This is a genomic window from Hymenobacter ginkgonis (assembly GCF_009755225.1).
GTDB lineage: Bacteria > Bacteroidota > Bacteroidia > Cytophagales > Hymenobacteraceae > Hymenobacter > Hymenobacter ginkgonis.
Genome location: NZ_WQKZ01000003.1, coordinates 489,099 through 514,584 on the forward strand (window position 1 = coordinate 489,099; position 25,486 = coordinate 514,584).

Below are 25,486 nucleotides of genomic sequence, written 5' to 3' on the forward strand. Positions count from 1 at the left end.
GTACAGTTATGAACGTCGAGTTCAACCGCAACGAAGACCAACTCAAACAACTCACCTTTCAGTTGCGCCAAAAGCTGGCGCGTGTGGCCCTCGGCGGCGGCGAAAAACGCCTGGCTGCCCACAAAGCCAAGGGCAAGCTCACCGCCCGAGAACGCATCGATTATCTGCTAGATAAGGGCGCGGCCCAGGTTGAAATCGGGGCCTTTGCCGGCGAAGGCATGTACCAGGAAGAGGGGGGCTGCCCCGGCGGGGGGGTAGTGGTGGTAATCGGCTACGTGCAGGGCCGCCAGTGCGTCGTGGTGGCCAACGATGCCACCGTGAAGGCCGGCGCTTGGTTTCCCATCACCGCCAAAAAGAACCTGCGAGCCCAGGAAATTAGTATTGAAAACAAGCTGCCTATTATTTACCTCGTTGATTCGGCGGGCGTGTACCTGCCCATGCAGGACGAGATTTTTCCGGATAAGGAGCACTTCGGTCGCATTTTCCGCAACAACGCGGTGATGTCGAGCATGGGCATTGTGCAGATTTCGGCCATTATGGGGCCGTGCGTGGCGGGCGGCGCCTACCTGCCCATCATGAGCGACGAGGCCATGATAGTGAGCGGCACCGGGTCAGTATTCCTGGCCGGCTCGTATTTGGTAAAGTCAGCCATCGGCGAAACGATTGATAACGAGGCGCTCGGCGGCGCGGCCATGCACTCCGAAGTATCGGGCGTAACGGACTATAAGTTCGATACCGACGAGGAAGCGCTCACCCACATCCGCAACATCTTCGACAAACTGGGCGCGCAGCCCACGGCTGGTTTTAGCCGCAAAGCGCCTACCCCCCCGGCCTTGCCCGAGCAGGAGCTTTACGGCCAATTACCGTCGGACCGTGCCAAGCCCTACGACATGATGGAAATCATCAACCGGCTGGTTGATAATTCGGAATTTGAGCCCTACAAAGACCTGTATGGCCAAACGCTCATTTGCGGCCTGGCGCGCATTGATGGCTGGGCAGTGGGCATCGTGGCCAACCAACGCAAAATCGTGAAGTCGAAGAAAACGGGTATGCAAATGGGCGGCGTCATCTACTCCGACTCGGCCGACAAAGCTGCCCGCTTCATCATGAACTGCAACCAGAAGCGCATCCCGCTGGTGTTTTTGCACGACGTGTCGGGCTTTATGGTGGGTAGCCAGAGCGAGCAGGGCGGCATCATCAAGGATGGCGCGAAGATGGTCAACGCCATGGCCAACAGCGTAGTACCTAAGTTCACCGTTATCATTGGCAACAGTTACGGCGCCGGCAACTACGCCATGTGCGGCAAGGCCTACGACCCGCGCCTCATTGTGGCTTGGCCCAGCGCCCAACTCGCCGTAATGAGCGGCGCAGCCGCGGCCAATACACTCTTGCAAATTCAAGTCGCCAGCCTCAAAGCCAAGGGCGAAGTCATTACCCCCGAAGCTGAAAAGGAACTACTTGACCGTATCAAAGCCCGCTACGAGGAGCAATTATCACCTTACTATGCCGCCGCCCGCCTCTGGGTCGACGCGGTCATTGACCCGCTCGAAACTCGCAAGGTTATTTCAGAAGGCATTGCAGCCGCGAACCACGCACCAATTGAAAAGGCGTATAATGTGGGCGTTATTCAAGTGTGATTATTAGTAGGTATGGGCTAGTAGGTATGGGCAACTGGCTAAATGAAAAACAGCAAGCGTTGAGCAACTTCATGAGCGAAATCTCAGAGGAAGCATGGCATGCTAGCTGGATGGAAGATTTAGAATATGTGCTGTGGTATACAATACTTCATGGACCGGCTAATTATGGCCATAAATTCATCGACGAGCAAACAATTTCGCAGTTAAAACAGCTATTGGAAGGGGCAGATAGCTGGATAATATTTGATGACGATACGTGGGAAACTGCTGTTGCGCTACCCCTATGGGAGGAGATGTTTCGAACAATTAATCCGGATAGGTATCTCCGATATTATAGGCAATAATATGAAATCATCTATGTCATCGCTGGCTGTAATAGGGCGGGTAGATAGCTTGCCTGCGTAGTATTGCCTTGCCGCTTGCACGACAGTCGAGGTGCAACATCCACGATTAGAAAAGCACAAGTTATGCTGCATTAAACTTGCGTCAGTAAGGCATAAACGGCTTGTTGGTTTTGCTTGAGCTGACGCAAGCTTAGTTAGGCGTTAGTGAAATATACCCTATCCCCATACTACCTATCAAGCCTTGGTACCTTTGTGAAGCAGTAGTGAAATGTTAGCTGCTGCTTCACAAATGCGCATTTCTACTATCGCGGGCTTGCTAGTGCTGTTAACCGCCGGCTCGGCCCAGGCCCAAACGCCCCTAAACCCTGTGCAGCCGTGGGGCAGCTGGCTGGTAGGCACGGTGCAGCTGCCGGGTAGCGCCAGCAATAAGTGGGGCGGTTTTGCTGAGGTGCAGGCGCGCACCAATGGCGTGTTTCACGATTACTTCTACAACGAGCTGAAAGCGGGGGGGAGCTTCGACATCGACCCCAACTTTACGGTGACGGTGGCCGGTGGGCGCTACTCCACCTCCGACTACCAAGACCTGGGCGCCGGCCCGCTCAACGTGGAGAAACGCCTGTGGGAGCAATTTACCCTCACGCAGTATTCGCACCGGCTGAAGTTGGAACACCGCTACCGCATCGAGCAGCGCTGGCTGGCATTTCGCGACGGCGCCACCGAGTTTCGGCAGCGCTTTCGCTACCGGCTTAATGGCTTCCTACCCCTCAATGCCAAGACCATCGCGCCGGGCACGGCTTTTTTGTCGGCTTACGACGAGATTTTCCTCAATCCCAAGGGGCCCGTATTTGAGCGCAACCGCGTGTACCTGGGGGTAGGGTATCAGTTCAACCCGCACATTATTGTGCAGGCTGGCTACGTCAACCAAGCCAACTACAACTACCAAACTACCCAGGGCCAGTTTATTCTGCAAAATACCGCCGCCAAAAACAACGTGGTGCTCAACTTTACCTACAAGCTATCGCACCGCAGCGCGGCCAATACGCCCACGGAATCGCTGCCTTCGCAGCCTGATTAAGTACCTCTAAGCAATAGCCGGGCATGAGCCCTACCGGGTGGGGTAGGGCTACAAATGGTCGAGCCTGCCCCCGTCTACGCGCACCTCAGTGCCTTGCACAAAGGCCGCGTCGTCGGAGGCGAGGTAAGCGATGGCAGCGGCAATATCTTCGGGTTTGCCCACGTCGTCGGGATTGATTTTCTCTACCCCCGACTTCACGTTCGGGTTATTCCAGAGCATGGGGGTATCGACGGCGCCGGGCAGCACCGAGTTAATACGCAGGCCTTTAGGCTTGCCCTCGATGGCGGCCGAGCGCGTGAGCGAAAGCACGGCGGCCTTCGCAGCGGCGTAGGGCGCCACCAGTGCCTCGGTGGCAATAGCGTGGATGCTTGACACGTTGACGACCGCGCCGCCGGGCTTCATATGCAAAAACGCTTGCTTGGTGAAGTAAAAAGTGCCCAGCAAATCCACGTTCAACACGCGCAGCCAGTCGTCGCCAGTCAGCTCTTCGAGGGGCTTAAACTGCATAAGGCCCGCGTTGTTGACGATAACATCGAGGCGGCCGAACTTGGCCAACGTAGCCTGCACCGTGGCCATTACCTGCTCTTCGATAGCCACGTTGCAAACGCTGCCCAGCACATCGGGGGCGCCGGCTTTTTGCACGTCGGGCACGGCGGCGTTGAGGTTGTCCTGGCTGAGGTCGGCCAGCACAATGCGGGCGCCTTCCGAGGCTAGGCGCTTGGCCGTGGCTAGGCCAATACCGCCAGCCCCACCCGTAATAATGACCACTTTATCCTGAAATCTCATGGGAGGTAGTAAGCTGTGAAAGAAGAAAAACCAGGCTTACTCGTAGCGGACTCGCAAAGGCTGCGCTACGAGCAACGTTAAGAGGCGCTTTGGAGCGGTGTATCGGCCGAAGCGATGGGGGCGTCTTGCGCTAGCTGCGCGTCGAGCCGTTTCTTTTGGGCCCAGGCATCGTTGCTTTCGTTGGGCATCACCAGCGGCATTTGCAAGCACATGCTTTGGGCGGGTAGCACCTGCTGCCACTGGCTAATGAGCTTTTTGTAGGCCTCGCCCACGGGGCGAATGTTGCGGTTTAAATCGTAGAGCCCCAGTGGATTCACGACGCCATTATTTTCGCGCAATGCAGTATCCCAGTCCACCTGGTCGATGAGCGAGTACCAAGTAAAGCCTACGATGGGCACGCCGTCGTTGCGCACGCGCAGGACATTGGCCCACTCTTTCCAAAGCCAATCCACGGCCTCCGTGCCTTTCGGGCCTTGCCAGAGGTTGGTTTCAGTGTGCATTACGGGCAGGCGGTAGCGGTCGTGGTACTGGGTAGTAATGACATGATAACCAAATATTTCGCCCGAAGCCGTGGTGCTGCCATCGGGCCGCACGCGGTGCTCATTGGTCTTGTAATAGTCATTGCCCATGATGCACTGGTGCTTGAGGTTATTTTCCAAGAAGAAGTGGTATTCTTCGCGCGTCATGCCGCTGTCCATCAGGTACTCATACATATCCGAATCGACGCGCCGGCCATAGTTGAGGTCGAGCGAGAGAAACCGCTTGGCATTGAGCAGTTCGGCGGGCTTGATAGCGGCTGGGCTATCGGCGTGAAAGTATTCTGATGACTCGCTCTGGATAAATAGCGCATCGGGCCGCACCGCCGAAATAGCGTGCATGGCCAGTACATTGCCCTTCACAATGTGCTTGAGGGCCGTCACGAAGGCCTGGTCGCTGCTGAGCTGCTCATTCCACCAGCCGTAAAGAGCCGAAAACTCGGCGCAAACGTACATTTCATTTACCGGCGTGTAGAGTTGCACCCACGGGAAGCGCTGCGCAAACGCCCCGGCATACTGCCCAAAAAGCTCCGGAAAATCAGGGTTTTGGAAGTTGCCTAGCCAGTCGGGCACGCCAAAGTGGCACAGGTCCACGATGGGCATAATATTGCGCCGGCGCAAGTCATTGAAGGTTTCGTCGGCAAACGACCAGTCGTATTTCCCTACCCCCGTCCAGGTGGTGTGGATGGGCGGGCCGTAGCGCAAAAATTGAATACCCAACTCTTGCACCAGGTCGAAGTCCTTTTGCCAGAACTTGTAGTGGCCGCACTTCTCCAACTCATCCTGGCGCAGCTTGCCATTCTGGATGGTTGGGTTACTATTTTCAATGCCAGTGGCGAAAAGAAACTGAGGAGCAGGCATATAACAAAAAAGGAGGGTAGGGCGCGCCGCGCGGGTGGATTGCCACAGTACGCAAACCACCCGCCGAGTGCTGAAATTTTTGTGCTTTTCTTTTGTTGGTGAAGTAGTTATGAAGATTAGCTGAGCTTTATATGAAGGCCATAAACTGGGCTGAAGAGAGGTGGTCAGTTGCCATTGCCCGGCCAACGCGAAGGCTTGGCAGCCGTATGCTTAGGCAGCCGCCTGGCACTCCAAAGCCCTTCAGCAGTTAGCTTATGTCTAAAAAAACAGTTTCCGATATTATCATCGATACGCTACAAGCGGCGGGCGTTAAGCGCGTCTACGGCTTGGTAGGCGACTCATTAAATGGCATTACGGATGCCATTCGCACCCGCGAAGGCATCGAATTTATTCAGGTGCGCCACGAGGAGGCGGGTGCCTTCGCGGCCGGCGCCGAGGCGCACCTCACGGGGAGCTTGGCCGTGTGCGCCGGCTCGTGTGGGCCGGGCAACACCCACCTCATCAATGGGCTGTACGACTGCCACCGCAGCCGCATGCCCGTGCTGGCCATCGCCGCCCAAATTCCGAGCGAGGAAATTGGCACCGGCTACTTTCAGGAAACGCACCCCGAGCGGCTGTTTCGCGAGTGCAGCCACTACTGCGAAGTAATTGCCACGCCCGCGCAGGCCGTGCGCATGGTAGAAGGCGCCATTCAGGCGGCGCTGGGTTTGCGAGGGGTAGGGGTAGTCGTCATTCCGGGCGATGTGGCGCACCTGGAAGCCGAAGCCCCCGCGCCGCGCCTTTTCTCGCTGGGCCAGGCCAGCGGCATTGTGCCTACCCCCGACAAAATAGCCCAGGCTGCCGCGCTGCTCAACGCTTGCGACAAGGTGACGATTCTGGCCGGCATTGGGTGCTCGGGTGCCCACGCCGAACTGCTGCAAGCCGCCCAGGCGCTGCAAGCGCCGGTAGTGCACGCGTTGCGCGGCAAAGAGTGCGTCGAGCCCAATAACCCTTTTGATGTGGGCCTAACAGGCCTATTGGGGATGCCCGCCGGCTACCACGCCCTCATGGACGCCGACGCCATCCTGATGCTGGGGACTGACTTTCCCTACCGGCAGTTTTTTCCGGAGGAGGCGCGGGTAGTGCAGATTGACCTGCGCCCCGAGCACCTCGGCCGCCGTACCCGGGTGGAAGTTGGCCTGCACGGCAGCGTAATCGAAACCCTCCACCAACTGCTACCCCAGCTAAGACCTCGTACCGATTCGGCGCACTTGCAAGCCGCCCAGGAGCGCCACCAGCACGACGAGCAGCACCTGGCCGACCTGGCTACCGGCGACGCCGGCGATACCAGCCTGCACCCGCCACACGTGGCGCGCCTGCTCGACGAGCTAGCTGCCGAAGACGCCATTTTTACCTGCGATGTGGGCACGCCTACCATCTGGGCGGCGCGCTACCTGCACATGAACGGCCGGCGCCGGCTCATTGGCTCGTTTGTGCACGGCAGCATGGCCGGCGCACTCTCGCAGGCCATCGGCGCGGCCCTGGCCAACCCCGGCCGGCAGGTGGTGGCGCTGTGCGGCGATGGCGGCTTTGCCATGCTGCTGAGTGAGCTGCTCACGTTGCGCCAATTGAAGGTACCCGTCAAGGTTATTATCTTCAATAACAGCGCGTACGGCTTTGTGGAGCTGGAGATGAAAGCCGCCGGCACCCTCGAATACGGCACCCAGCTCGACAACCCCAACTTTGGCCAGCTGGCCGAAGCGGCGGGCATCACCGGCTACCAGGTGCACGACCCAGCCCAGCTAGAAAGTGTGCTGCGCCAAGCCCTAGCTCACGACGGCCCCGTGGTCGTCGATGCCATCGTGAAGCGCCAGGAGCTGAGCATGCCGCCGCATATTGAAGTGGCTCAGGCCAAAGGCTTTAGTATGTATGCGCTGAAAGCCCTGATGAACGGCCGCGGCGATGAATTGGTGGAATTGGCCAAGGCAAATTTATTCCGTTAGCAGCCAAAGCGTTTGCGCATTAAATGCCGGGTAGGGACTTTTTGGGCGCCTGCTCGACATTTTTACTGAACAAAAAGGCGCTTTGCGTGTGTTGGATTAAGCCCTGCCACCCGCTACGGGGCCGAATTTGCGTACATGACGACCAACGAAATAAAAGCCCTCATTTCCCTGCTGGATGACCCCGAAATTGCGCCGCAAATCCAAGGCGAAATTCAGAATATGGGCGAGGCCATTATCCCTTTTCTAGAAGAATCGTGGGAAGAGACCCTCGACCCGCAGCAGCAGCAACGCCTGGAAGACCTGATTCATCAGCTACAGTTTGAGGGGTTGAAGCAACGCCTGCGCGTGTGGCGCGATGCCGGCGCCCAGGATTTGCTGGAGGGTATGTGGCTACTGAATTCTTACCAGTACCCCGACGCTGATTTACAGGCCCTCAACCGGGCCATCGAGCAGCTCCGCTTCGAGGCGTGGACGCTGCTGCGTTCCGAAATGCACCCCGCCGACCAAGTGCGGGTGCTCAACCACGTTATTTTTCGCAACCACAAGTTTTCGGCCAACACCCAGCACTTTCACTCGCCGGCCAACTCCATGTTGCAGCGCGTGATTGAGTCGAAGCGCGGCAACCCGCTCACGCTCTGCGTCATCTACCTGTTAGTGGCCCAGCGGCTCGATTTGCCGGTTTTTGGGGTGAATTTGCCTAATCTGTTCGTGCTCACCTACCAGTTGGCTGACCAGCCGCTGAGCTTCTACATCAATTGCTACAACCGGGGCGTGGTGCTGTCGCGCGCTGATATTGAGCACTATGTGGGTCAGCTCGGCATCACTTCGCAGGAGAGCTTCTACCAGCCCTGCTCGCACCTCGATATTGTGCGCCGTGCCATGCGCAACCTGCAAGTTGGCTTTGAGAAGCTGCAAGAACCTGCCAAAGCCGAGGAGGTGGGCCAGCTACTAACCATCCTTACCGAAGAGCCCGCGAATGATGAGGACGATGAAGAGTAGCAGCCACGTCTAAGGGAGTCAAAAAGAACGTCATGCTGAGCCAAGCGAAGCATGACGTTCTTTTTGTTGGTTTGTCGTCCGCGGTTTTACCGCTTGATAAGGCAGCCGGCCGCCCGCTTATCAACCACGCCCGCCGCGCGGCCCGCTAGAATGTTATCGAGCACCTGCTGCAAGTAGTGCTGCTGCACGCCGCTGGCTACCTGGGGGTTATCGTCGATGGCGCCCCGGTAGCGCACCGCAAACGAGCCACTTGCCGGCTGGAGCACCACGGCTTCGGTGGTTTTGCTTACGCCGAGGGCAGCGCTGGCCGCCCCCTCATCGGTAAAGGTGGCCAGCGAGGCGCCGCTGCCCTCGGCCGCATCGAGGTTGATGGGCACGTTGATGAACATAAACTGCACGCCGCGGCCACTATAGGCGCTGTTGAGAGCCGACAGACGCTCTTGGTAGAGCCGGGTAAAGGCGCAGGCCGGGTTGACAAACACCACGACCACAGCCTTTTGGCCAGCGTAAGCGCTGAGCGAGGCGCTACCCCCGCCACTTTTCTGCACGGTAAAATCGCTCACGGTGCCGCTCTGAGCCCGCGCGATGCCGAAAGTAACGGTTGCCACTAGCAGGGCCGCCGCCAAAAACAACGGGAATTTGCGAAAAGACATTAGATAAGTAAAGAAGAATCGAATGGGTAGGGATTAAGGACTAGAAGATTGCTACAAAGCTATTTGGTAGCAGTAAGTGAGAACGTAGCCCGCTGCTGGCCGAAGATAACAAATCTGGTGCCGGGAGTTGCATCCGGTTAGCTGAAGCGTAGCGGGCAGCTCGCCGGCCGCGGGCCAAGGGCCGGGCGGCAGGTCCAGCAATAGGTTGTCGCGGAAGATGATGCCGCGCCGGTTAGCCAGCTTAAATAGCGTTTCCTTGGCGCTCCAGAGCAGGCTGTATAGCTCCGGGGCGAGGGTAGGGGATACGGCGCTGGGTGCTGTAAGCTGTTCGACAGCAGCTAGTTCAGGGTTATTCAAAAATTTGCGAGCAATGCGCTGTGCTTTGTCGCGCACTAGCTCCACATCGACGCCAACGGCCGCGCCGGGTGGGGCCAGCAAGGCCGCCACCCAGTTGCCGGAATGCGACAGCGATACCGCCGCCACCGACCCAGTACCGACTAAAAAAGGCCGGCCGTGCGTGTCGTTGTGCAAAAGGGGTAGGGGTTGGCCCGGCGCTGCGGTGCGCAGCAAGTGCTGCACCAGCAGCCGGCCAGCCAGCCACTGCGCCTGGCGCGGACCATCGGCGCGGGCGGGCAGCAGCGGCGCGTAGGTAGGCGCATCGGCTAACTGGGGCCAGAGGTCGGCCGGCGCTTCGGTGAGGTGCCAAAGGCCGAGCGTGGCTCCGCCGGGCAGGGGTTGGAGCAGGTGAAAAGGCATAAATAAGGACGCGGGCGCGAAGGTAGTGCCCGCGCTGCCCGACCTTTGACGGGCGTTTCCTCCCCCCTGCTTTTGCTATGCTGCCAACTACCCCTTCGCCCCGCCCCACTGCGCACCGCCTTGGCACGCTGGCCGGGCACCGCGATGCGGTGTACGCGCTAGCCGGCCGGGCCGGCTCCGACCAGGTTTTCTCGGGCAGTGCCGATGGCATGGTGGTAGCCTGGAATGCCGCCAACCCCGCGCAGGATGGCGAGCTACTGGCGCGGGTCGAGAACTCGGTGTATGCCCTGCACGAGCTGCCTACGCGGGGCTTGCTGCTGCTAGGCCACAACTTTCAGGGCGTGCAGGCCATTGATTTGCAGAGCAAAACGCTGGCCTACGCCACGGCCCTACCCCCCGTTGCCATCTTCGACCTGGTGTACTCCGAAAGCCGCCAGCGCCTATACTGCGCCCTGGCCGATGGCACACTGGCCGTGCTGCGCGGCCTCGATTTTCGCCTCGAACACCTGCTGCGCCTTAGCCAAAAAAGCCTGCGCTGCCTAGCCTTGCACGAAGGGCGTGGCGAACTAGCCGTAGGTAGCTCCGACTGGCAAACGTACATTTTAGACCTCGATTCACTCGCTATAAAGACAACGCTCTGCGACGCGACCAACTCGGTTTTTACGGTGGCCTACTCGCCCGATGGCGCGGCGCTGCTGGCGGGCGGCCGCGATGCACACCTGCGCCGCTACGCGGTAGCCGAAAACTATGCCCTTGCCGATGCCGTGGTAGCGCATATGTACACCATTAATCACGTGGCTTTCAGCGCCGATGGGCTGTACATGGCCACTTGCTCGCTCGATAAAAGCATCAAGCTCTGGGATGCGGCCAGCCTGGCCCTGCTGCGGGTGCTGGATAAGGCGCGGGCGTCGGGCCATGGCACTTCCGTCAACAAGGTGGTTTGGCCGGGTGGGCAGCATCGGCTAGTTTCGTGTAGCGATGACCGCAGCCTAGCCGTGTGGCAGGTCGAAAGTGCGTAGCCCGCGGCAGCTGGCCGCGAGCGACAAGAGGTGTTGATGCCCCATTACTATTCCCTAATTTATTAAAATACAGGCTACTACTTATAAGTCAGCAGCTCCTAGCTACCATGAAAATTACCGCCCTTGATATTCGGCAGAAAACCTTTGAAAAGTCCTTTCGGGGCGTCGATAAAGACGAAGTCCAGGCTTTCCTGAATACTATTTCGCAGCAGTGGGAGCGAATGGGCGAAGAAAACCGCGAGTTGCGCCTCAAGCTCGACCATGCCCAGCAGGATGTGCAAAAAATGCGCGAGGTAGAAAGCTCACTCTACCGCACCCTCAAAACGGCCGAAGACACTGGCAACTCCATCACCGAACAGGCCCAACGTGATGCCGACTTGCGCCGCCGCGAAGCCCAGCTGCTAGCCGAACAAACCTTAGCCGAAGCCCGCCTGCGTGCCCGCGCTATTGTGGACGAAGCTTACCAAAAAGCGGCCACCACCGTGGCCGATATGCAGAAAGAAGTAACTGGCCTGGGCCAAGAGTGCCAGCAGCTGGAGCAACACCTCGACACGCTGGTGCGCGACCTCCAGCGCCTGGCCACCGAGGCCCTCGAAAAAGCGCAACGCGCTCACGCACGCCCCAAAAATGGTGCGTCGGCCATCCTTTCGCGGGCAGCTAGCGTACAGATAGAGCGGCCCCAGGAATCGGCCGCGCCCGAACCTACCCCCGCTCCCTCTGCCATGGTTACTTCGCCCACCGCCCGCCTTTCGGCCGCGTCGCCTGCCTCGTCGGTAGCGGCGGCCCCCACCGCTTTTAGCGCCGCGCCCAGCGCGTATAACCCCAAGCCGGGCCAGCAACCCGACCCCCGCAACCCCGACCAGGCGCCCGGCCCCGACATCGAGCGGCCCCATGCGCCAGCTGAAAACCCCGGCATTGCGCCACCGCCCCGCATCGACCAGCCCGGCCCCGAGCAGGTGCCCAATTCGCCCTCGCCCTACGTGGAGCCGGCCCGGCCCGAGTTTGAGCCCATCGGCCCGAGCTACCCCGAAATTCAACAGCCCGAGCCCATAACCCACCCTGGTATGCAGGCTGCAAAAGAGCCAGTAGCCGAGAAATCTTTTTTCGACGAGATTTAGAAAAGATTTATCAGATAAAAAGCCTTCTTGGGCTAGCAATAGTCAACGCTACTGCTAGTCCAAGAAGGCTTTTTCGTGTGCTATTAGACTATAATTAATTACCAAGTCTCTATTTAGGTGTATTAAAAATGCGGTGAAATCATATCTATCCACTGCGCTGTTGGGGGGTAAGAACAGCTGAAAGCCTAGTCGTATACTATTGACTGAAAACTAGTAAGCACGTCTTTAAAGCTGGTTCGCTAAGTTTAGTGAAGTTGGCTTGCTAGGGGTTCAAAACCGTTGTGAAGCCTGTATATGCTAGGGTAGAAATATTAATTAGGCAACAGATAGGGGGTGACCCACGATATAAGGATGCCAAGAGTAAATTGAATCTTATGGAATGAATTTTGATAGTTTTGGGATAGTAGCTTTTATAAAAGTCAGAAGTATACCTTTTTTCCACCCTGCCAGCAGCTGACTGCTGCTTTTTGCCATTATGAATTTATTTACTTTTACATGCTCTTATGCTTCACGCACTAGTTGGCTAGCAGGGTGCCTAACCTTAATGGCTGGTGCTGTGGCTGCCCAAGGGCCGGTTGTGACGGGGTTGCTACCGCTGCGCAACGCGGTTGCCGTGCCGCGTGCTACTCCCGTTACCATCAGTTTCGACCAGCCGATAGGCACCAGCCTTGCTACCCGCCAGGCCCTAAAAATATTCAGCCAGCAGGTGGGCGGCCAGCAAGCGGGCCCGGCTACGGTGAGCGGTAATACATTGACCAAGACGCCTAATGCAGCGTTTGGGGCCGGCGAAACGGTCTTTGTTACCCTCACCTCGGCGGTGCAAAACAGCAGCGAAACCCAAAACCTGCTCAAGCCGCAGGTCTTTCAGTTTACGACGGCTACGGCCCCGAGCCTGGGTACTTTTGGTGGGGGCTCCGACTTGCCGGTAGGCCTTGACCCCACGGGCGTGACGGTGGGTGACATAGACGGCGATGGCGACCTGGACGTGTTGACGGCTAATAACTTAAGTAACCCTCCGAGCGGCGGCACCATCAGCGTGCGCCGCAACGATGGCCACGGCGTTTTGGGGGGTAGCCAGGAAGTGCTAGTGGGGCGCGGGCCGTTCCAGGTAGTGCTGGCCGACCTTGACAGTGATGGTGACCTGGATTTGCTTTCGGCCAATAGCGCTGACCTAACGGGCCAGCTCAGCGTGCGCTTCAACAACGGGCAGGGCGACTTTAGCACTGGCTACGAGCTAGCGGGCGACGGCAAAAACCCGCATGGCTTGGCCGTAGGCGATGTGAACGGCGATGGGCGGCTGGATGTGCTGCTGGCGTTTTACACCGACGACCGCAGCAGCACCAGCAGCACGGTGAGCGTGCTGCTCAACGATGGCGCCAGCCCCCAGCCCAGCTTCATCCTGAGTCAAAATGTGGAGGTAGCCCCGCGCCCTATCAATATCGCTGTGGGCGACGTAGACAACGACGGCGACCTTGATTTTGTAACGGCCAGCTCTAATACCACCAAGGCCAGCGTGCGCCTCAACAACGGGGCCGGGCAGTTTTCGGGTACGCAAGAGGTGCCCATTGGCTTCAACACGCAAGCTGTGGTGCTGGCCGACCTGGATGGGGACGGCGACCTCGATTTGGCCACCGCCAACTACTACGATTTTGCTAATCCGCAGGGCGCTTTCACCAGCAGCACTTCGAGTGTGCGCCTCAACGATGGCCGCGGCACCTTTGGCGGAAAGCTAGAAGTACCCCTGGGGCAAGGCGCTTTCAACATAGTTGCGGCCGATGTAGATGGCGATGGCGACCTCGACCTGCTGGCCACCGACGAAATCAGCAACAAGGTGAGTGTGCGCCGCAACGACGGCACTGGTAGCTTCAGCGCCGGCCAGGAGGTGGGGGTAGAGCAAGGCGCTTACGGCCTGGCGCTCGGCGACATGGATGGCGACGGCAAGCTGGATATAGTGACTAGCAATGGGCGCAGCAGCACCATCAGCGTGCGCTTGAATATGGACGTTGTGCTGGTGGCAACTCCGCCCCCGGCGCTCGAGGAGCTAAGCGTATACCCCAATCCCAGCACCGACGGTATGTTTGTAATCAGCTACTTAGCTAGTGATGCACAAACCGCTGCGCTTACCCTCACCGATGCCTTGGGCCGCTTGGTGCAGCAACAGCACGTGGATGTACAGCTCGGCGCCAACCAAATGCCGGTAGCTACCGCTAGCCTGGCGCCGGGTATCTACCACCTTACCCTGATGCTAGCCAATGGGCACTGCCTGAATAAAAAGGTGAGTTTGCTACTGTAGCCTCGGCGGCTGATAACAAAAGAAAACGGAGGGGGGTAGGGCGCACTGACTAAGCAGTGCGCCCTACCCCCCTCCGTCGTACTCTTAGGCCGTAGCGAAATGTGTTTGCATACAGCAAGTTTGCAATACAGATTACAGCAGCGACTTAATCCAGCCACCGTCTACGGCCACCGAGCTGGCGGTGATGTAGCTGGCGCGGGCCGAGCATAGAAAAGCCGCCAAGGCGGCAAATTCGGCGGGCTCGCCGAGGCGCCGCATCGGGATTTCGGCCGTCCAGCGGGCAGTGGCTTCGGCGGTGCTAATATTTTCGCGGGTAGCGGTGGCCTGGGCCAGGTGCTCAACGCGGTCGGTACGGGTGTAGCCAGGCAAGATATTATTAACCGTGACGCCAAACGGCGCTACCTCCGTGGCCAGCGTGCGCGCAAAGCCCGTGACGGCCGCCCGCAGACTATTCGACAGCATGAGGCCCGCTACCGGCTGCTTCACGGCGATGGAAGTAATATTGAGAATGCGGCCCCAGCCGCGCTCCTTCATGCCGGGCAGCACGGCGCGGGTCAGCTCTACCACGCTGGTTAGCAAGAGCTTGGTAGCCTGGTCCCAGGTTTCGGCGCTGTGCTGCTCGAACGTGCCGGCGGGTGGCCCACCGGCATTGGTGACCAAGATATCGACCCGCCCAAAGTGCGCCAACGCAGCCTGGGTTACGTGGGCCACGCCGGCGGGGGTAGCGAGGTCGGCGGCTACGCCGAGCACCGCGGCGCCGGTCGCCGCCTCAATGGCGGCGCAGGTCTTTTGCAGTTCTTCGTCGCCGCGGGCGCAGAGCACTAGGGAAGCGCCTTCGGCCGCTAATTCTTCGGCTACGGCGCGGCCGAGCCCCTTGCTGGCGGCCGCTACCAGCGCGATTTTGCCTTTTATTCCGAGGTTCATAAAGGTGAGGGCAGGGCTATTTTTGGCGGAGGTACGCGTCGCTGCCGTCGAGCCAGTCTTGGCGGGGCGGGCTAAAAATATCTACATCAAGCGTGTCTTCGAGCGCTTCGGCGGCGTGCGGCACATTGGACGGAATGTGCAGCACTTCACCGGCACGCACAATGATTTCCTCCCCTTCTCCCTCTCCTATCTGGAAGCGCAGCGCGCCTTCTAGAATATAGGTAATTTGCTCATTTACATGAAAATGGCGAGGCACAATAGCGCCCTTTTTCAAGTAAACGTGGGCCAGCATCATGTCGTTGCCGGTGATGAGGCGGCGGCCAATCGTGTCGGAAAGCTGGTCGACTGGGATGTCGTTCCAGCGGTGCAGGGTAGCCTGGGGGGTAGGGTCCATGGGGAAGTGAGTTTGAAAGGCCCAAATTAGGTGCGCGCGTGCTAATGCGGCCAGCGGGGGGTAGGGCCAGGGCAACATTTGCCGCGCACCTTTGCGCGGGCCGACTGCCGCCGGTCGGCGCTGCCTCAGCACCCGGCGGCGCCCACGCACTTCTTTTTCATTCAACTTACCAATGCACCCATGGGCCAAATCGCACTCGAAGGACTAGAGTTTTTTGCCTTCCACGGCTACTACGACGAGGAGCAAAAAATCGGCAATAAGTATGGCGTCGACCTGCACCTCAAAACCGACCTGCACGCCGCCGGCGCCACCGATAAGCTGGCTGAAACCGTCAACTATGAAATTCTCTACCGGGTGGTGCTCGAAGAAATGCAGCGCCCCGCCCGCCTGCTGGAGCACCTCGCGCACCGTGTGCTCGACCGCCTCATGACGGAGTTTCCGCAGGTGCGACGGGCGCAGGTGAGCGTGTCAAAATTCAACCCGCCGCTGGGCGGCATCTGCCACCGCGCGCGCGTGACGCTGGTGCGCAAGCGCAAATAGGGGAGTAGGCGCTCAGTTATCTGAAGTACAGTGTATTCAGTGACAGTCTACTTATATTGACTCAGACAAGACAGTATCTGAAAGGCCGCCATGCTGAACATACTGAAGCATGACGGCCTACTATCAAAGGGTAACATCTTCTCGGCTACTGGCTATAAACCCTAGGAGGTAACCTCTTTTGCTAGGCAAGCTAAAATCTACGCTGCATTTATTACAGCCTGTAAAATAATTTGCCTGTAAATCAACCCATTGACTTAATATACGATTTAATTCGTACATTGCTTTTGCAACTACGAAGGTTGTCGTACAATCTTTGGCATACGAAATAATTCGTATGAAACTTTTTTCGCTTTTCTCATGCCCAAGGCGCCCCCCAAACCCACGGACTCCGAGCTGGAAATTCTGCACGTGCTGTGGCAGCACGGCCCCACCACCGTGCGCACCGTGAACGAGCAGCTTAGCCAGCACCGCGAAGTAGGCTATACCACCACGCTCAAAATCATGCAGTTGATGCTGGAAAAGGGCCTGGTGCAGCGCGACGACGAAGGCCGCAGCCACATTTACCGGGCGGCCGTGCGCGAGCAGGACACCCAGGGGCTGCTGCTCGATAAGTTTGTGGCAGCCACGTTTGGCGGCTCGGCCTTGAAGCTGGTGATGCAGGCCCTGGGCAACCGCCACACCTCGGCCGACGAGCTGGCCCAGATTCGCCGCCTGCTCAACGACATTGAAATTCAAAACGCTAACCAATCCACTTCTCCCGCCGATGACGACGCTCCCGTTGCTTAGAGAATTAGATTCGCCCGCGCTGGTGCGGGGGGTAGGGTACGCGCTGCTGCACTCGCTGTGGCAGGGCGGCGTGCTGGCACTGCTGCTGGCCGGCGCGCTGCCGCTGCTACGCCGGCAGCGCGCCGAAGTGCGCTACGCCGTGGCGGCGAGCATGCTGGCCAGCCTGGTGGTGGCCGTGGGGCTAACGTTCGGAATTTACTGCCAAAGCACGCCCGCCGCAGTAGTGGCCGCCCCAGCCGTGGCCGGGGTAAGTGCGGCCAGCCCCACCTCGGCAGCCCTGGCGCCGCTGGCGGCCGCCGTGGTTAGCCCGGCCGCTTCGCCTGCTGGCCTGGCTGCGTCGTGGGCTTGGCTGCAAGCAAATAGCGCACTAGTAGATGCTTACCTACCCATAGTAGTGGTAGCCTGGTTGCTGGGCCTGCTGCTTATGAGCGGCCGGCTGGCGGGTGGCCTGCTGGTGGCCAACCGGCTGCGCTGGGCCGGCACCCAGGCACTGGGCGCCGAGTGGCAGCAGCGCCTAGCGGCGCTGGCGCACCGCGCCGGCGTGCGGCGGCCAGTAGCCTTGCTAGAATCGGCGCGGGTAGCGGGGCCGCTGGTGCTGGGCCACCTGCGGCCTGTGATACTGCTGCCGCTAGGCGCCGTGGCGGGCCTGAGCCCGGCTTTGCTAGAGGCCTTGCTGGCCCACGAGCTAGCGCACATTGTGCGCCGCGACTACCTGCTTAACCTGGGCTTGGCAGTGGCCGAAGTGCTGTTTTTCTACCACCCGGCCGTGTGGTTTATGGCGGGCTGCCTGCGTGCCGAGCGCGAAAACTGCTGCGACGACCAGGCCGCTGCCCTCTGCGGCGGCGACCGCCTGCGGGTGGCCCGCGCCCTGGCCGCTTTGGCCGAGCTGGAAGTGGCCGCGCAGCCGGCCCCCCGCCTGGCCCTAGCCGCGGCCGGGGTAGGGGGCCGCGGCTCGCTGCTGGCGCGGGTGCGGCGGCTGGCCCTGGGCCGGCCCCAGGCGCCTACCGTAAGCGAGCGGCTACTGGCCGGCCTGCTTACGCTGCTGGGCTTGCTGGGCCTGAGCATGGGGGTAGTGCTGGCGGCGCGCCCCGAGCAAACTCCTGCCCCACAGCAAACTGCCCCGCTGGCCAGTAGCCCGGCCGATACAGCCCGGCAGCAGGCCGTGGCCGGCCCGGCCACGCCAGCCCTACCCCCCCAGCCTGTGCTGACTGATACGCCCGTGCAGATGGAAAAAAACGTGCGCGTGGAAGTAACCGGCGATGACGGCCGCCCGGCCCGCCTGTACCGGTTGCAGCAGGGGCGGCCGCGTCGCGGCCAAGCCAGCACCGTAGTAATTGAAAAGGATAAAAAAGGCCGTGTGGTGAACCTGCTCGTAGACGGGCAACCCGTCGAAACCGAAGTTTCGGGCAAGAAAGCTAAGCGCAACAAAAAGGTGCGTACCGTAGAAGTAGTGCGCGTGCCTGGCCAGTTAGAGCGCCCCGAGCGCCTGGAAAGGCTCGAACGTTTGGAGCCAATCGAGCGCCCCGAAATCAATTCGTTCAGCTTCGATTTTTCGACGGATGAAATAGCCAACCAGGCGGCGCTCGCCGCTCGCCGGGGCTTAGCCGACGCCTTGCGCAGCCCCGACCTCAACGCGGAGCAGCGTCAGGAAATCGAGAAGGAAATGCGCAAGCTGGATAAAGAAAATGCCAAAGTGCGCCTGCTTAAAAATGGGCGCGAGGTTCGGGAATTCCGCCTCAATCTTAACGGTGCCGGCGCCACTTATTCGGCCCAGCCGCGCTTTCACATCGAATACAACAAGCGCGGCGGGAAGTTGAAATTTGACCAGACTGACCGCGCCCTGGCCGATGAGGCCGCCGCCCGCGCTGCCGACCGAGCCGCTGCCCAAGCGGACCGGGATGCCGAGCAGGCCGACCGCGACGCCGCCCAAGCGGACCGAGATGCCGAGCGAGCTGACCGGGCTGCGGGCCGCGCCGAAACAGCCGGGCGCCGCGCCGAGCTGCGCGCCCGCATTGCCGCCGATGCCGCCGAGCTGCGGGCGCTGGAAGGCCGCAGTACCCGCCTACCGACGCCCCCCCGCCCGCCGCGGGCACCCCGCGCCCCACGAATGCCCATGGCTCCGCTAGCACCCCTGCCGCCGCAGGGCCCTACCCCCCCGGCACCCCCCGCCTCCCCCAACACGGCCCGGCTGCGCGACGAGCTGCGCCGCGATGGCCTGCTAAAGGACGAAAAGCATTTCTCGTTTGAGCTGAACGACCAGGGCGGCCGCGTGAACGACCAAGACCTTACCCCGGCCCAGGTGGCGAAATACCGCCAGCTGCTAAACCAGCCCGCAAGCAAGGGCAAAGGAAAAACGAAGTCAAATTTTAAAATATCGGTAGACGAGCGGTAAGTAGCTGATTTCTGCTGCTTTAGTGAGCGGGCTGGTTATCTGAAACGCAGATGGCTGGCCCGCTTTTTTGTGCCCGGTGCGCTGGGCCGTGGGCTTTATTTTAAAATAATTGTAACCTCGCTGTAACGAATGACTACGCCGCCGGTACTCCCTACAAACCCCGCTTCTCCTGGCCCTTTTGCTACCCCCCGTATGTCGCTTGCCACCGCTACTACTTTCAGCGATGAAGCCCTGATGACCCAGGTGCAGGCCGGCGACCTCGACCAGCTAACCGGGCTGTTTGAGCGCTACCAGGGCCCCCTGTTTGGCTTCCTGGCCCGCCTGGCCAATGGCGACCGCGACTTGGCCCAGGATTTGACCCAGAACGTGTTTATGCGGGTGCTGCGCTACCGCGCCAGCTACCAGCCAGGCCAGCCCTTCCGGGCCTGGGTCTATCAAATGGCCCGCCACGTGTGGGCCGACCACTACCAGCGCCAGCGCCCCACCGCCGACCTGGAAGAAGTGGAAAAAACCGCTAGCCATGGCCGCGCCGCCCAGGCCCAGCGCGCCGCCACCGACCAGCAGCAGGCCTTACAAGAAGCCCTGGCCCTGCTGCCCGCCGCCCAGCGCGAAGTGCTGGTGCTGCACCGCTTCCAGGGCTTCGACTACGCCGAAATCGGCGAGCAGCTAGGTTGCTCGGCCGGCGCGGCCCGCGTTAAAGCCCACCGCGCGCTGGATGCGCTTCGTAAGATTTATTTAAGCTAACGTACTACTACCTACTCGTTAATAATCAATCATTATAATCATGCCCTCCGCTAGCAACTCCCACCTCACCGACCCAGCCTGCGCTGCCTTGCAGCCTTGGCTGCCCGACCTGGCCGACGGCCAGGTGCTGCCGGCTGAGGTGGCGCACCTGGCCGCCCACTTACCGGCTTGCCCAGCCTGCCAGGCCGAGCTTGCCGAACTGCGCACGCTCTTCAACGACCTCGACGCTCTACCCCCCGAGCTGCCGCCGTTGGCCCTGCGCGATAACTTTTTGGCTATGCTGGAGGAAGAAAAGGCGAAGCTGGCCGCAGCTTCGCCCAGCGGCATGCGGGCCGCGCGGGGTGGGCAGCCACTTGCCGCCGCGCCGGCTGCCCCTGCGGTGGCGGTGGGGCCGCGGGCTGCCACCCAGCAGTGGCTGCGCATAGCGGCTAGCGTGGCGCTGGTGGCCATTGGGGCGGTGCTGGGTTTGTTGCTGCGCGGCGGCCAGCTGGGCCAGCAGCTGGCCCAAACGGCGCCGCCACAACCTACGCTGTCGATGCGGCTGGCGGCGGCGCGGCAGCAGCCGGCTTCGGCTAGCCAGCGCTTGCAGCTGGTGAGCCAGGCGCCGGCCATGGTGGTCGAGCCCAACGACCCCGCTGTGCTCACGCTCATTCATACCCTCGACACCGACCCCAATCCCAACGTGCGCCTCGCGGCCTGCGATGCCCTGTTTCGCCTGCGGGCCGACCCGCGCGTGGGCCCGGCGCTGGTCGAAGCCCTACCCCTGCAAACGGACCCTAACGTGCAGATTACCCTTATCGAAGTGCTGGTGACGCTGCGCGAAAAGCGCGCCGTGCCGCAGCTCGAAGAGCTGGCCCAAAAGCCCGAAGCGCTGCCCGCCGTGCGCCAGCAAGCCGAAAGCGGCCTGGGGCAATTGATTTAGAAACAACAACTTACTTACCTACGAAGCGAAGTGGCACTTCGCTTCTAGTAAACCCACCTCAAGCGCTGGCCGCGGGTGGGGAGGCGCAGTGCCACTGCGTTTTAGAGGCCATTGCTTTCCCTTCTTGTCTTCCTTTATCATGAAAAAATACGCATTAATTCCGCTATTTGCCCTCGGGCTAACCCTGCCAGCGCAGCTGCGGGCGCAGGAGTACAAACAGAAATTTGCCAGCACGCAAAACCGAAAAGTAGTGCTCGACATGCGCGGCAGCGACGTGACGGTGGAGGGCTACGACGGCGACGAGCTCATTATCCGGGGCTCGGGCCACTACGAGACGCCGCCCGCCTCCGCCCTCACTACCGGCTTGCGACCCATTTACAGCGGCGGTGCCTCCGACAATACCCGCCTGGGGCTGTCCGTGACGCCGGCCAGCGACAATACCATCCGGGTGTCGGGCATGGTGCACGGCGACGACCGCTATACGGTGCGGCTGCCGCGCCAAACCAATATCTCGTTTGAGCAAGCTACCTGGGGTGGCTCCGACGACCTGACGATGCGCGACCTGGCCGGGCGCATTGAGGTAAGCCTTAAGTCGGGGGATATTCGATTGCTGAACGTGAGTGGGCCGGTGGTGGCCAACACCATCAGCGGCGACATAAAGGTGCAGTTTAGTGCCACGCCGACGCAGCCCAGCGCCATCTCGTCGGTGAGCGGCGACGTGGATGTGACCCTACCCACCAGTTCCAAGGTCAGCCTATCGATGCGCTCAATTTCGGGTGAAATCTACACCGATTTTGACCTCCACCTGGGTAGTGAAGGCGGCCTGCGCCACGTGGGCGGCCAAACCGTGGAAGGCCGTGCCAACGGCGGCGGTGCCACGTTCTCGCTCAAAACGATTAGCGGCGACATTTATGTACGTAAATCAAAGTAAATGAGGGTGTAAAGCTGCTGTGGAGGCGGTGCGCGCAACGCGTCTGCTTCTGCGCAACGGCCGCTTTGCGGTAGTGATTTTTACTCAGTATCTCACCTCTTTAGCTCATTCAAGATGTTTCGCTTTCTACTTGCTACTCTGTTGCTGCTTGGCAGCCTGGCCCCCGCGCTGGCGCAGCGCCTCGTTACCCAAACCGCCAGCCTAGCCGCTGGGCAAGGGGTATTTTTGGACTTAAAATTTGCGCACACCATTCGGGTGCGGCCGGGCGCGGGGCTGAGCGTGCAAGCCCGCGTGAGCATCAACGATAACCAGAATAACGACTTATACAGCCTGGTTTTGCAGCCCGGCACTGAGCTAAGCGTGGTGGAGAAGCTCGACGAAGAGAAGCTGCGCCAAACGCACTACGAGGGCGACTGTGAGGGGGGGAGCCGCAACAACTCGGGCGGTGGTGTGCACGGCGGCTACACCCGCTCTAGCCGGACGGGGGGCCTGCGGCCGACCCTCAGCTACCACAAGGGCGAGTATAGCTACTGCCTGAAGGTGGACTACGACGTGACGCTGCCCACCGGCACGGCGTTGCGCATCAACACCATTAGCGGCGACTTGGATTTGAGCGGGCTGAATGGTACCATCACGGCCAAAACGGTGAGCGGCAGCATCTTGCTAAGTGCCCTCACCGGAGCTGTAACGGCGCGCAGCGTGAGCGGCGACGTGAAGCTGAGCAACTTGAGCAGCAGCGCCGTGGAGGCTACCTCCGTGAGCGGCAACGTGGACCTGAGCTGGCCGCCTGCCAAAGGCGTCGAGCTGAGCCTGAAAACCATCACTGGTGAAGTGTATGCCGACCCGGCCGTGACGTTCAGCAACTTGAAGGAGCACAGCTACGTGGGCTACCAACTGCACGGCAGCTACGGCACCGGCACGGGCCCCTTTGTGAAGCTCGAGTCGGTGAGCGGCGACGTGTTTTTTCGAAAGCAGCCCTAGCCACGGAGCGGGGGTAGGGCCCAGAACGAAGGGCTGCGGCCAGCAGCCCCGGCCGGGTGCGCCCAGCCGCTACGCCACCTACTGCGGCAACGGTTCCTGAGTGGGGGTACGTGCCGCCCCCCGCGCAAGAACCGCTGCAAAAAACTTAGAACGCCAGACAACGGTCGAGCTAAACCCGGTGTCTATGGCCCTGTCGCACGTTTATTCACCCACCCATCATGTTCTTTTTACTAGCCAAGCGCAGCCTCCTGGGCCTGCTGCTGAGCTGTCTTTGCCTGAGCTGGGCCCAGCCCGTGGCTGCCCAAAAAAAACCGGGGCCTACCCCCGCCGCGCCGGCAGTGGCGCGCCGCCAGCTGGCCGCCCAGCGCACGCCTACCCCCATTAAGCTCGACGGTGTGCTCGACGATGCGGCTTGGGCCAACGCCCCAGTAGCGAGCCAGTTTACCCAGTTTCGGCCCCATCCCGGCCCCACCGAGCGCCTGCCCACTGAGGTGCGCGTGCTTTACGACGATGCCGCCATGTATGTGGGTGCCAAGCTAGTAGAAGCCAGTCCCGATAGCATCAAGCGCGAGCTAACCCAGCGCGACAACATTGGCAATACCGATTTTTTTGCCTTTTTCCTGGACCCCTACCGCGACCACCTCAACGGCTACGGCTTTTTTGTAATGAGCACCGGCGTGCAGTTCGACTGCCGCTACTCGCCCGCCAACGGCGAAGACGGCGCTTGGAACGCCGTATGGGACAGCCGGGTAGCCCTGCTGCCCGACGGCAAGGGCTGGAGCGTCGAAATCCGGATTCCGTACTCGGCCATCCGCTTTGCGCAAGCGCCGGTTCAAACCTGGGGTATGCAGTTCTTCCGGCAGCGCAAAGCAGACAACCAGCAGTTTACCTGGAACCCCGTGCGGCCCGAGGTCGATGGCTTCGTGAACCAGTGGGGCGAGCTCACGGGGCTCGAAAACCTGCACCCGCCGCTGCGCCTTTCGCTTACCCCCTACGTGAGCAGCTACATCAACCACTACCCCTACAACGAGCAGGGCAAGCGCAATACGAGTACCAGCTTCAACGCGGGGGCCGACATCAAGTGGGGCATCAACGAGAGCTTTACCCTGGACGCCATCCTGATTCCGGATTTTGGGCAAACCATCAGTGATAACCAAGTGCTTAACCTGTCGCCCTTTGAGGTGCAGTACCAGGAAAACCGGGCGTTTTTCACCGAAGGCACCGAGCTGTTCAACAAGGGTGGCTTGTTTTATTCGCGCAGGGTAGGGGCGCAGCCGCTGGGTTTTGGCGACGTAAGTGGGCAGCTAGCTAAGGGCGAGTTTGTGTACCAAAACCCCGGCGTGACGCGCTTGCTGAACGCCACCAAGGTGTCGGGCCGCACTAGCAAAGGGCTGGGAATAGGGGTGTTCAATGCCGTGTCGGCGGCTAGCTACGCCACGGTGCAGGACTCGGCCAGCGGCCAGCAGCGCCAGGTAATGACCCAGCCGCTAACCAATTACAACATTGTGGTGCTCGACCAGAGCCTACCCCACAATTCGTACGTGTCGCTGATAAATACCAACGTAACGCGCGCGGGCAGCACCTACGACGCCAATGTGACGGCTGGCCTGTTTCGCCTCGTGGATAAGAAGAACAAATACGCCTTCAGCGGGCAACTTAATTACTCGCAGCGGCGCGGCCAAACGCTAAACTCGGAGGCCAAGATTGACGACCAGAACGGCTACAAATACTACCTTAACTACGGCAAAATTTCGGGCAATTTCACTTGGAACGTGGACCACGGCATCGAGTCGGATACTTACAACCCCAACGACTTGGGCATCCTGTTCGGCAACAACAACGTGAGCCAGTCGGTGAACGTGAACTACAACAAGTACGAGCAGTTTTGGAAGGTGAACAACCTCTACACCTCGGCTGGTATCTACCACTCGCTGTTGTTCAAGCCATTGCTGTACCAGAACTACGGCTTTTACAGCAGCGCCAATACCACATTCACCAAGAGCTTTATCACCACGGGCTTCAACCTGAACGTGGACCCCGCCAAAAACGACTTCTACGAGCCGCGCACTTACCCGCTGGGCACCTACGCGGTGCGCGTGCCGGGCAGCGTCAATCTGGGCACGTTTGTATCGTCGGACTACCGCAAAAAGCTAGCCTACGACGTCAACGCCGGCATCCGGCTCTACGCCGTGGACGACCGGCTGGCCGACCGCCCGCGCCGCGCCGGTTACGGTGTGACGCTGAGCCCGCGCTACCGCGTGAATGACAAGCTGAACTTTCGCTACACGTTTGACTACTCCTTGAAAGTGAACCAGGTAGGCTACGTGAACGACGGCTTCAACGACGTGTATCCGCAGGACCAGCTTTACCGCTACATCTTGGGTAGCGATGTGCTGCTGGGCCGCCGCAACGTGCTGACGCTCACCAATACGCTGGCCATCAACTACACGTTTACCAACCGCCTGTCGTTTACGATGCGCACGCGGCACTACGTGAGCACGGTGCACTACTACGACTTCGCCCGCCTCGAACCCAAAACTACCGAAACAGCCCTGCCCGGCTACCAGCGCAACCACGACAATAGCTACAACGCCTTCAACGTGGACGCGGCTCTGGTGTGGTGGTTTGCGCCCGGCTCGCAGGTGAGCTTGGTGTGGAAAAACGCCCAAGCGACGTTCCTGGAGGCCAACGAGGCTACCCCCCTCTACTTCGACAACCTCACCAACACCCTCAACACCCCGCACAATAACAACGTGTCGGTAAAGGTGCTCTACTACCTCGACTACCTCACCCTGCGGCCCCGGCGGGGGTAG

Annotated in this window: 22 protein-coding genes; 16 read left to right on the forward strand and 6 right to left on the reverse strand. The window is 60.2% G+C overall.

The genetic code is table 11. From position 1 onward, the window contains the following. Window positions 1–8: 8 nt before the first annotated feature. The 3 genes from GO988_RS13550 (at window position 9) to GO988_RS13560 (ending at window position 3,056) form a co-directional block, all read left to right on the forward strand. Window positions 9–1,637, forward strand: a complete 1,629-nt coding sequence (locus tag GO988_RS13550; RefSeq protein ID WP_157566312.1) for an acyl-CoA carboxylase subunit beta — start codon at window positions 9–11, stop codon at window positions 1,635–1,637. Between the two features lie 26 nt (window positions 1,638–1,663). Further along, the gene (locus GO988_RS13555) at window positions 1,664–1,981 is read left to right on the forward strand and encodes a hypothetical protein (RefSeq protein ID WP_157566314.1); all 318 of its coding nucleotides are present in this window, start codon (window positions 1,664–1,666) and stop codon (window positions 1,979–1,981) included. Between the two features lie 289 nt (window positions 1,982–2,270). Next, a complete protein-coding gene (locus GO988_RS13560) occupies window positions 2,271–3,056 on the forward strand; it encodes a DUF2490 domain-containing protein (RefSeq protein ID WP_157566317.1) in 786 nt (261 codons plus the stop codon). A gap of 48 nt (window positions 3,057–3,104) precedes the next feature. On the opposite strand, the gene GO988_RS13565 is transcribed toward GO988_RS13560, so the two are convergent. Then, entirely contained in the window at window positions 3,105–3,842 is a 738-nt protein-coding gene (locus GO988_RS13565; RefSeq protein ID WP_157566319.1) for an SDR family NAD(P)-dependent oxidoreductase, read from the reverse strand. A 77-nt stretch (window positions 3,843–3,919) separates the two neighbouring features. Further along, window positions 3,920–5,239, reverse strand: a complete 1,320-nt coding sequence (locus tag GO988_RS13570; RefSeq protein ID WP_157566321.1) for a family 1 glycosylhydrolase — start codon at window positions 5,237–5,239, stop codon at window positions 3,920–3,922. A gap of 254 nt (window positions 5,240–5,493) precedes the next feature. Between GO988_RS13570 and poxB the strand changes: the two genes are divergently transcribed. Both poxB and GO988_RS13580 read left to right on the forward strand, forming a co-directional pair. After that, a complete protein-coding gene (poxB, locus tag GO988_RS13575; protein ID WP_157566323.1) occupies window positions 5,494–7,221 on the forward strand; it encodes a ubiquinone-dependent pyruvate dehydrogenase in 1,728 nt (575 codons plus the stop codon). A 135-nt stretch (window positions 7,222–7,356) separates the two neighbouring features. Next, window positions 7,357–8,220 carry a transglutaminase-like domain-containing protein gene (locus GO988_RS13580; RefSeq protein WP_157566325.1) on the forward strand — a complete coding sequence of 288 codons (864 nt, stop codon included), beginning with the start codon at window positions 7,357–7,359 and terminating at the stop codon, window positions 8,218–8,220. An 86-nt stretch (window positions 8,221–8,306) separates the two neighbouring features. Here GO988_RS13580 and GO988_RS13585 read toward each other — a convergent pair whose 3' ends face one another. After that, window positions 8,307–8,873: a thioredoxin domain-containing protein gene (locus GO988_RS13585; protein ID WP_157566327.1), complete on the reverse strand. Its 567-nt coding sequence runs from the start codon at window positions 8,871–8,873 to the stop codon at window positions 8,307–8,309. A 51-nt stretch (window positions 8,874–8,924) separates the two neighbouring features. Next, window positions 8,925–9,629, reverse strand: a complete 705-nt coding sequence (locus GO988_RS13590; protein WP_157566329.1) for a 4'-phosphopantetheinyl transferase family protein — start codon at window positions 9,627–9,629, stop codon at window positions 8,925–8,927. 77 nt (window positions 9,630–9,706) lie between these two features. Here GO988_RS13590 and GO988_RS13595 point away from each other — a divergent pair, with 77 nt between their 5' ends. The 3 genes from GO988_RS13595 to GO988_RS13605 all read left to right on the forward strand — a co-directional run bounded on the left by GO988_RS13595 (window position 9,707) and on the right by GO988_RS13605 (window position 14,059). Continuing rightward, window positions 9,707–10,648, forward strand: a complete 942-nt coding sequence (locus tag GO988_RS13595) for a WD40 repeat domain-containing protein (protein ID WP_157566332.1) — start codon at window positions 9,707–9,709, stop codon at window positions 10,646–10,648. A 107-nt stretch (window positions 10,649–10,755) separates the two neighbouring features. Continuing rightward, window positions 10,756–11,766 (forward strand): DivIVA domain-containing protein, encoded by a 1,011-nt coding sequence (locus tag GO988_RS13600; RefSeq protein WP_157566334.1) that lies wholly within the window; start codon window positions 10,756–10,758, stop codon window positions 11,764–11,766. A gap of 544 nt (window positions 11,767–12,310) precedes the next feature. After that, window positions 12,311–14,059, forward strand: coding sequence for an FG-GAP-like repeat-containing protein (locus GO988_RS13605; protein ID WP_198172721.1), 1,749 nt, complete (start codon window positions 12,311–12,313; stop codon window positions 14,057–14,059). Window positions 14,060–14,191: 132 nt separating this feature from the next. On the opposite strand, the gene GO988_RS13610 is transcribed toward GO988_RS13605, so the two are convergent. Both GO988_RS13610 and GO988_RS13615 read right to left on the reverse strand, forming a co-directional pair. Next, the gene (locus GO988_RS13610) at window positions 14,192–14,983 is read right to left on the reverse strand and encodes an SDR family oxidoreductase (protein ID WP_157566337.1); all 792 of its coding nucleotides are present in this window, start codon (window positions 14,981–14,983) and stop codon (window positions 14,192–14,194) included. A 16-nt stretch (window positions 14,984–14,999) separates the two neighbouring features. Next, on the reverse strand, window positions 15,000–15,377 hold the full coding sequence (locus tag GO988_RS13615) for a cupin domain-containing protein (protein WP_157566339.1): 378 nt from the start codon (window positions 15,375–15,377) through the stop codon (window positions 15,000–15,002). A gap of 180 nt (window positions 15,378–15,557) precedes the next feature. Between GO988_RS13615 and folB the strand changes: the two genes are divergently transcribed. The 8 genes from folB (at window position 15,558) to GO988_RS13655 (ending at window position 25,486) form a co-directional block, all read left to right on the forward strand. Beyond that, window positions 15,558–15,917 carry a dihydroneopterin aldolase gene (folB, locus tag GO988_RS13620; protein WP_157567310.1) on the forward strand — a complete coding sequence of 120 codons (360 nt, stop codon included), beginning with the start codon at window positions 15,558–15,560 and terminating at the stop codon, window positions 15,915–15,917. Between the two features lie 357 nt (window positions 15,918–16,274). Beyond that, window positions 16,275–16,703, forward strand: coding sequence for a BlaI/MecI/CopY family transcriptional regulator (locus GO988_RS13625; RefSeq protein WP_157566341.1), 429 nt, complete (start codon window positions 16,275–16,277; stop codon window positions 16,701–16,703). Then, window positions 16,681–19,095 carry a M56 family metallopeptidase gene (locus GO988_RS13630; protein WP_157566343.1) on the forward strand — a complete coding sequence of 805 codons (2,415 nt, stop codon included), beginning with the start codon at window positions 16,681–16,683 and terminating at the stop codon, window positions 19,093–19,095. Before GO988_RS13625 ends, GO988_RS13630 begins: the two co-directional genes overlap by 23 nt. 192 nt (window positions 19,096–19,287) lie before the next feature. Beyond that, window positions 19,288–19,839: an RNA polymerase sigma factor gene (locus tag GO988_RS13635; protein WP_198172723.1), complete on the forward strand. Its 552-nt coding sequence runs from the start codon at window positions 19,288–19,290 to the stop codon at window positions 19,837–19,839. 40 nt (window positions 19,840–19,879) lie between these two features. After that, entirely contained in the window at window positions 19,880–20,761 is an 882-nt protein-coding gene (locus GO988_RS13640; protein WP_157566347.1) for a HEAT repeat domain-containing protein, read from the forward strand. A gap of 139 nt (window positions 20,762–20,900) precedes the next feature. Continuing rightward, window positions 20,901–21,692 (forward strand): DUF4097 family beta strand repeat-containing protein, encoded by a 792-nt coding sequence (locus GO988_RS13645; protein ID WP_157566349.1) that lies wholly within the window; start codon window positions 20,901–20,903, stop codon window positions 21,690–21,692. A 114-nt stretch (window positions 21,693–21,806) separates the two neighbouring features. Beyond that, entirely contained in the window at window positions 21,807–22,673 is an 867-nt protein-coding gene (locus GO988_RS13650; protein ID WP_157566351.1) for a DUF4097 family beta strand repeat-containing protein, read from the forward strand. A 218-nt stretch (window positions 22,674–22,891) separates the two neighbouring features. Next, window positions 22,892–25,486, forward strand: coding sequence for a DUF5916 domain-containing protein (locus GO988_RS13655; RefSeq protein WP_157566353.1), 2,595 nt, complete (start codon window positions 22,892–22,894; stop codon window positions 25,484–25,486).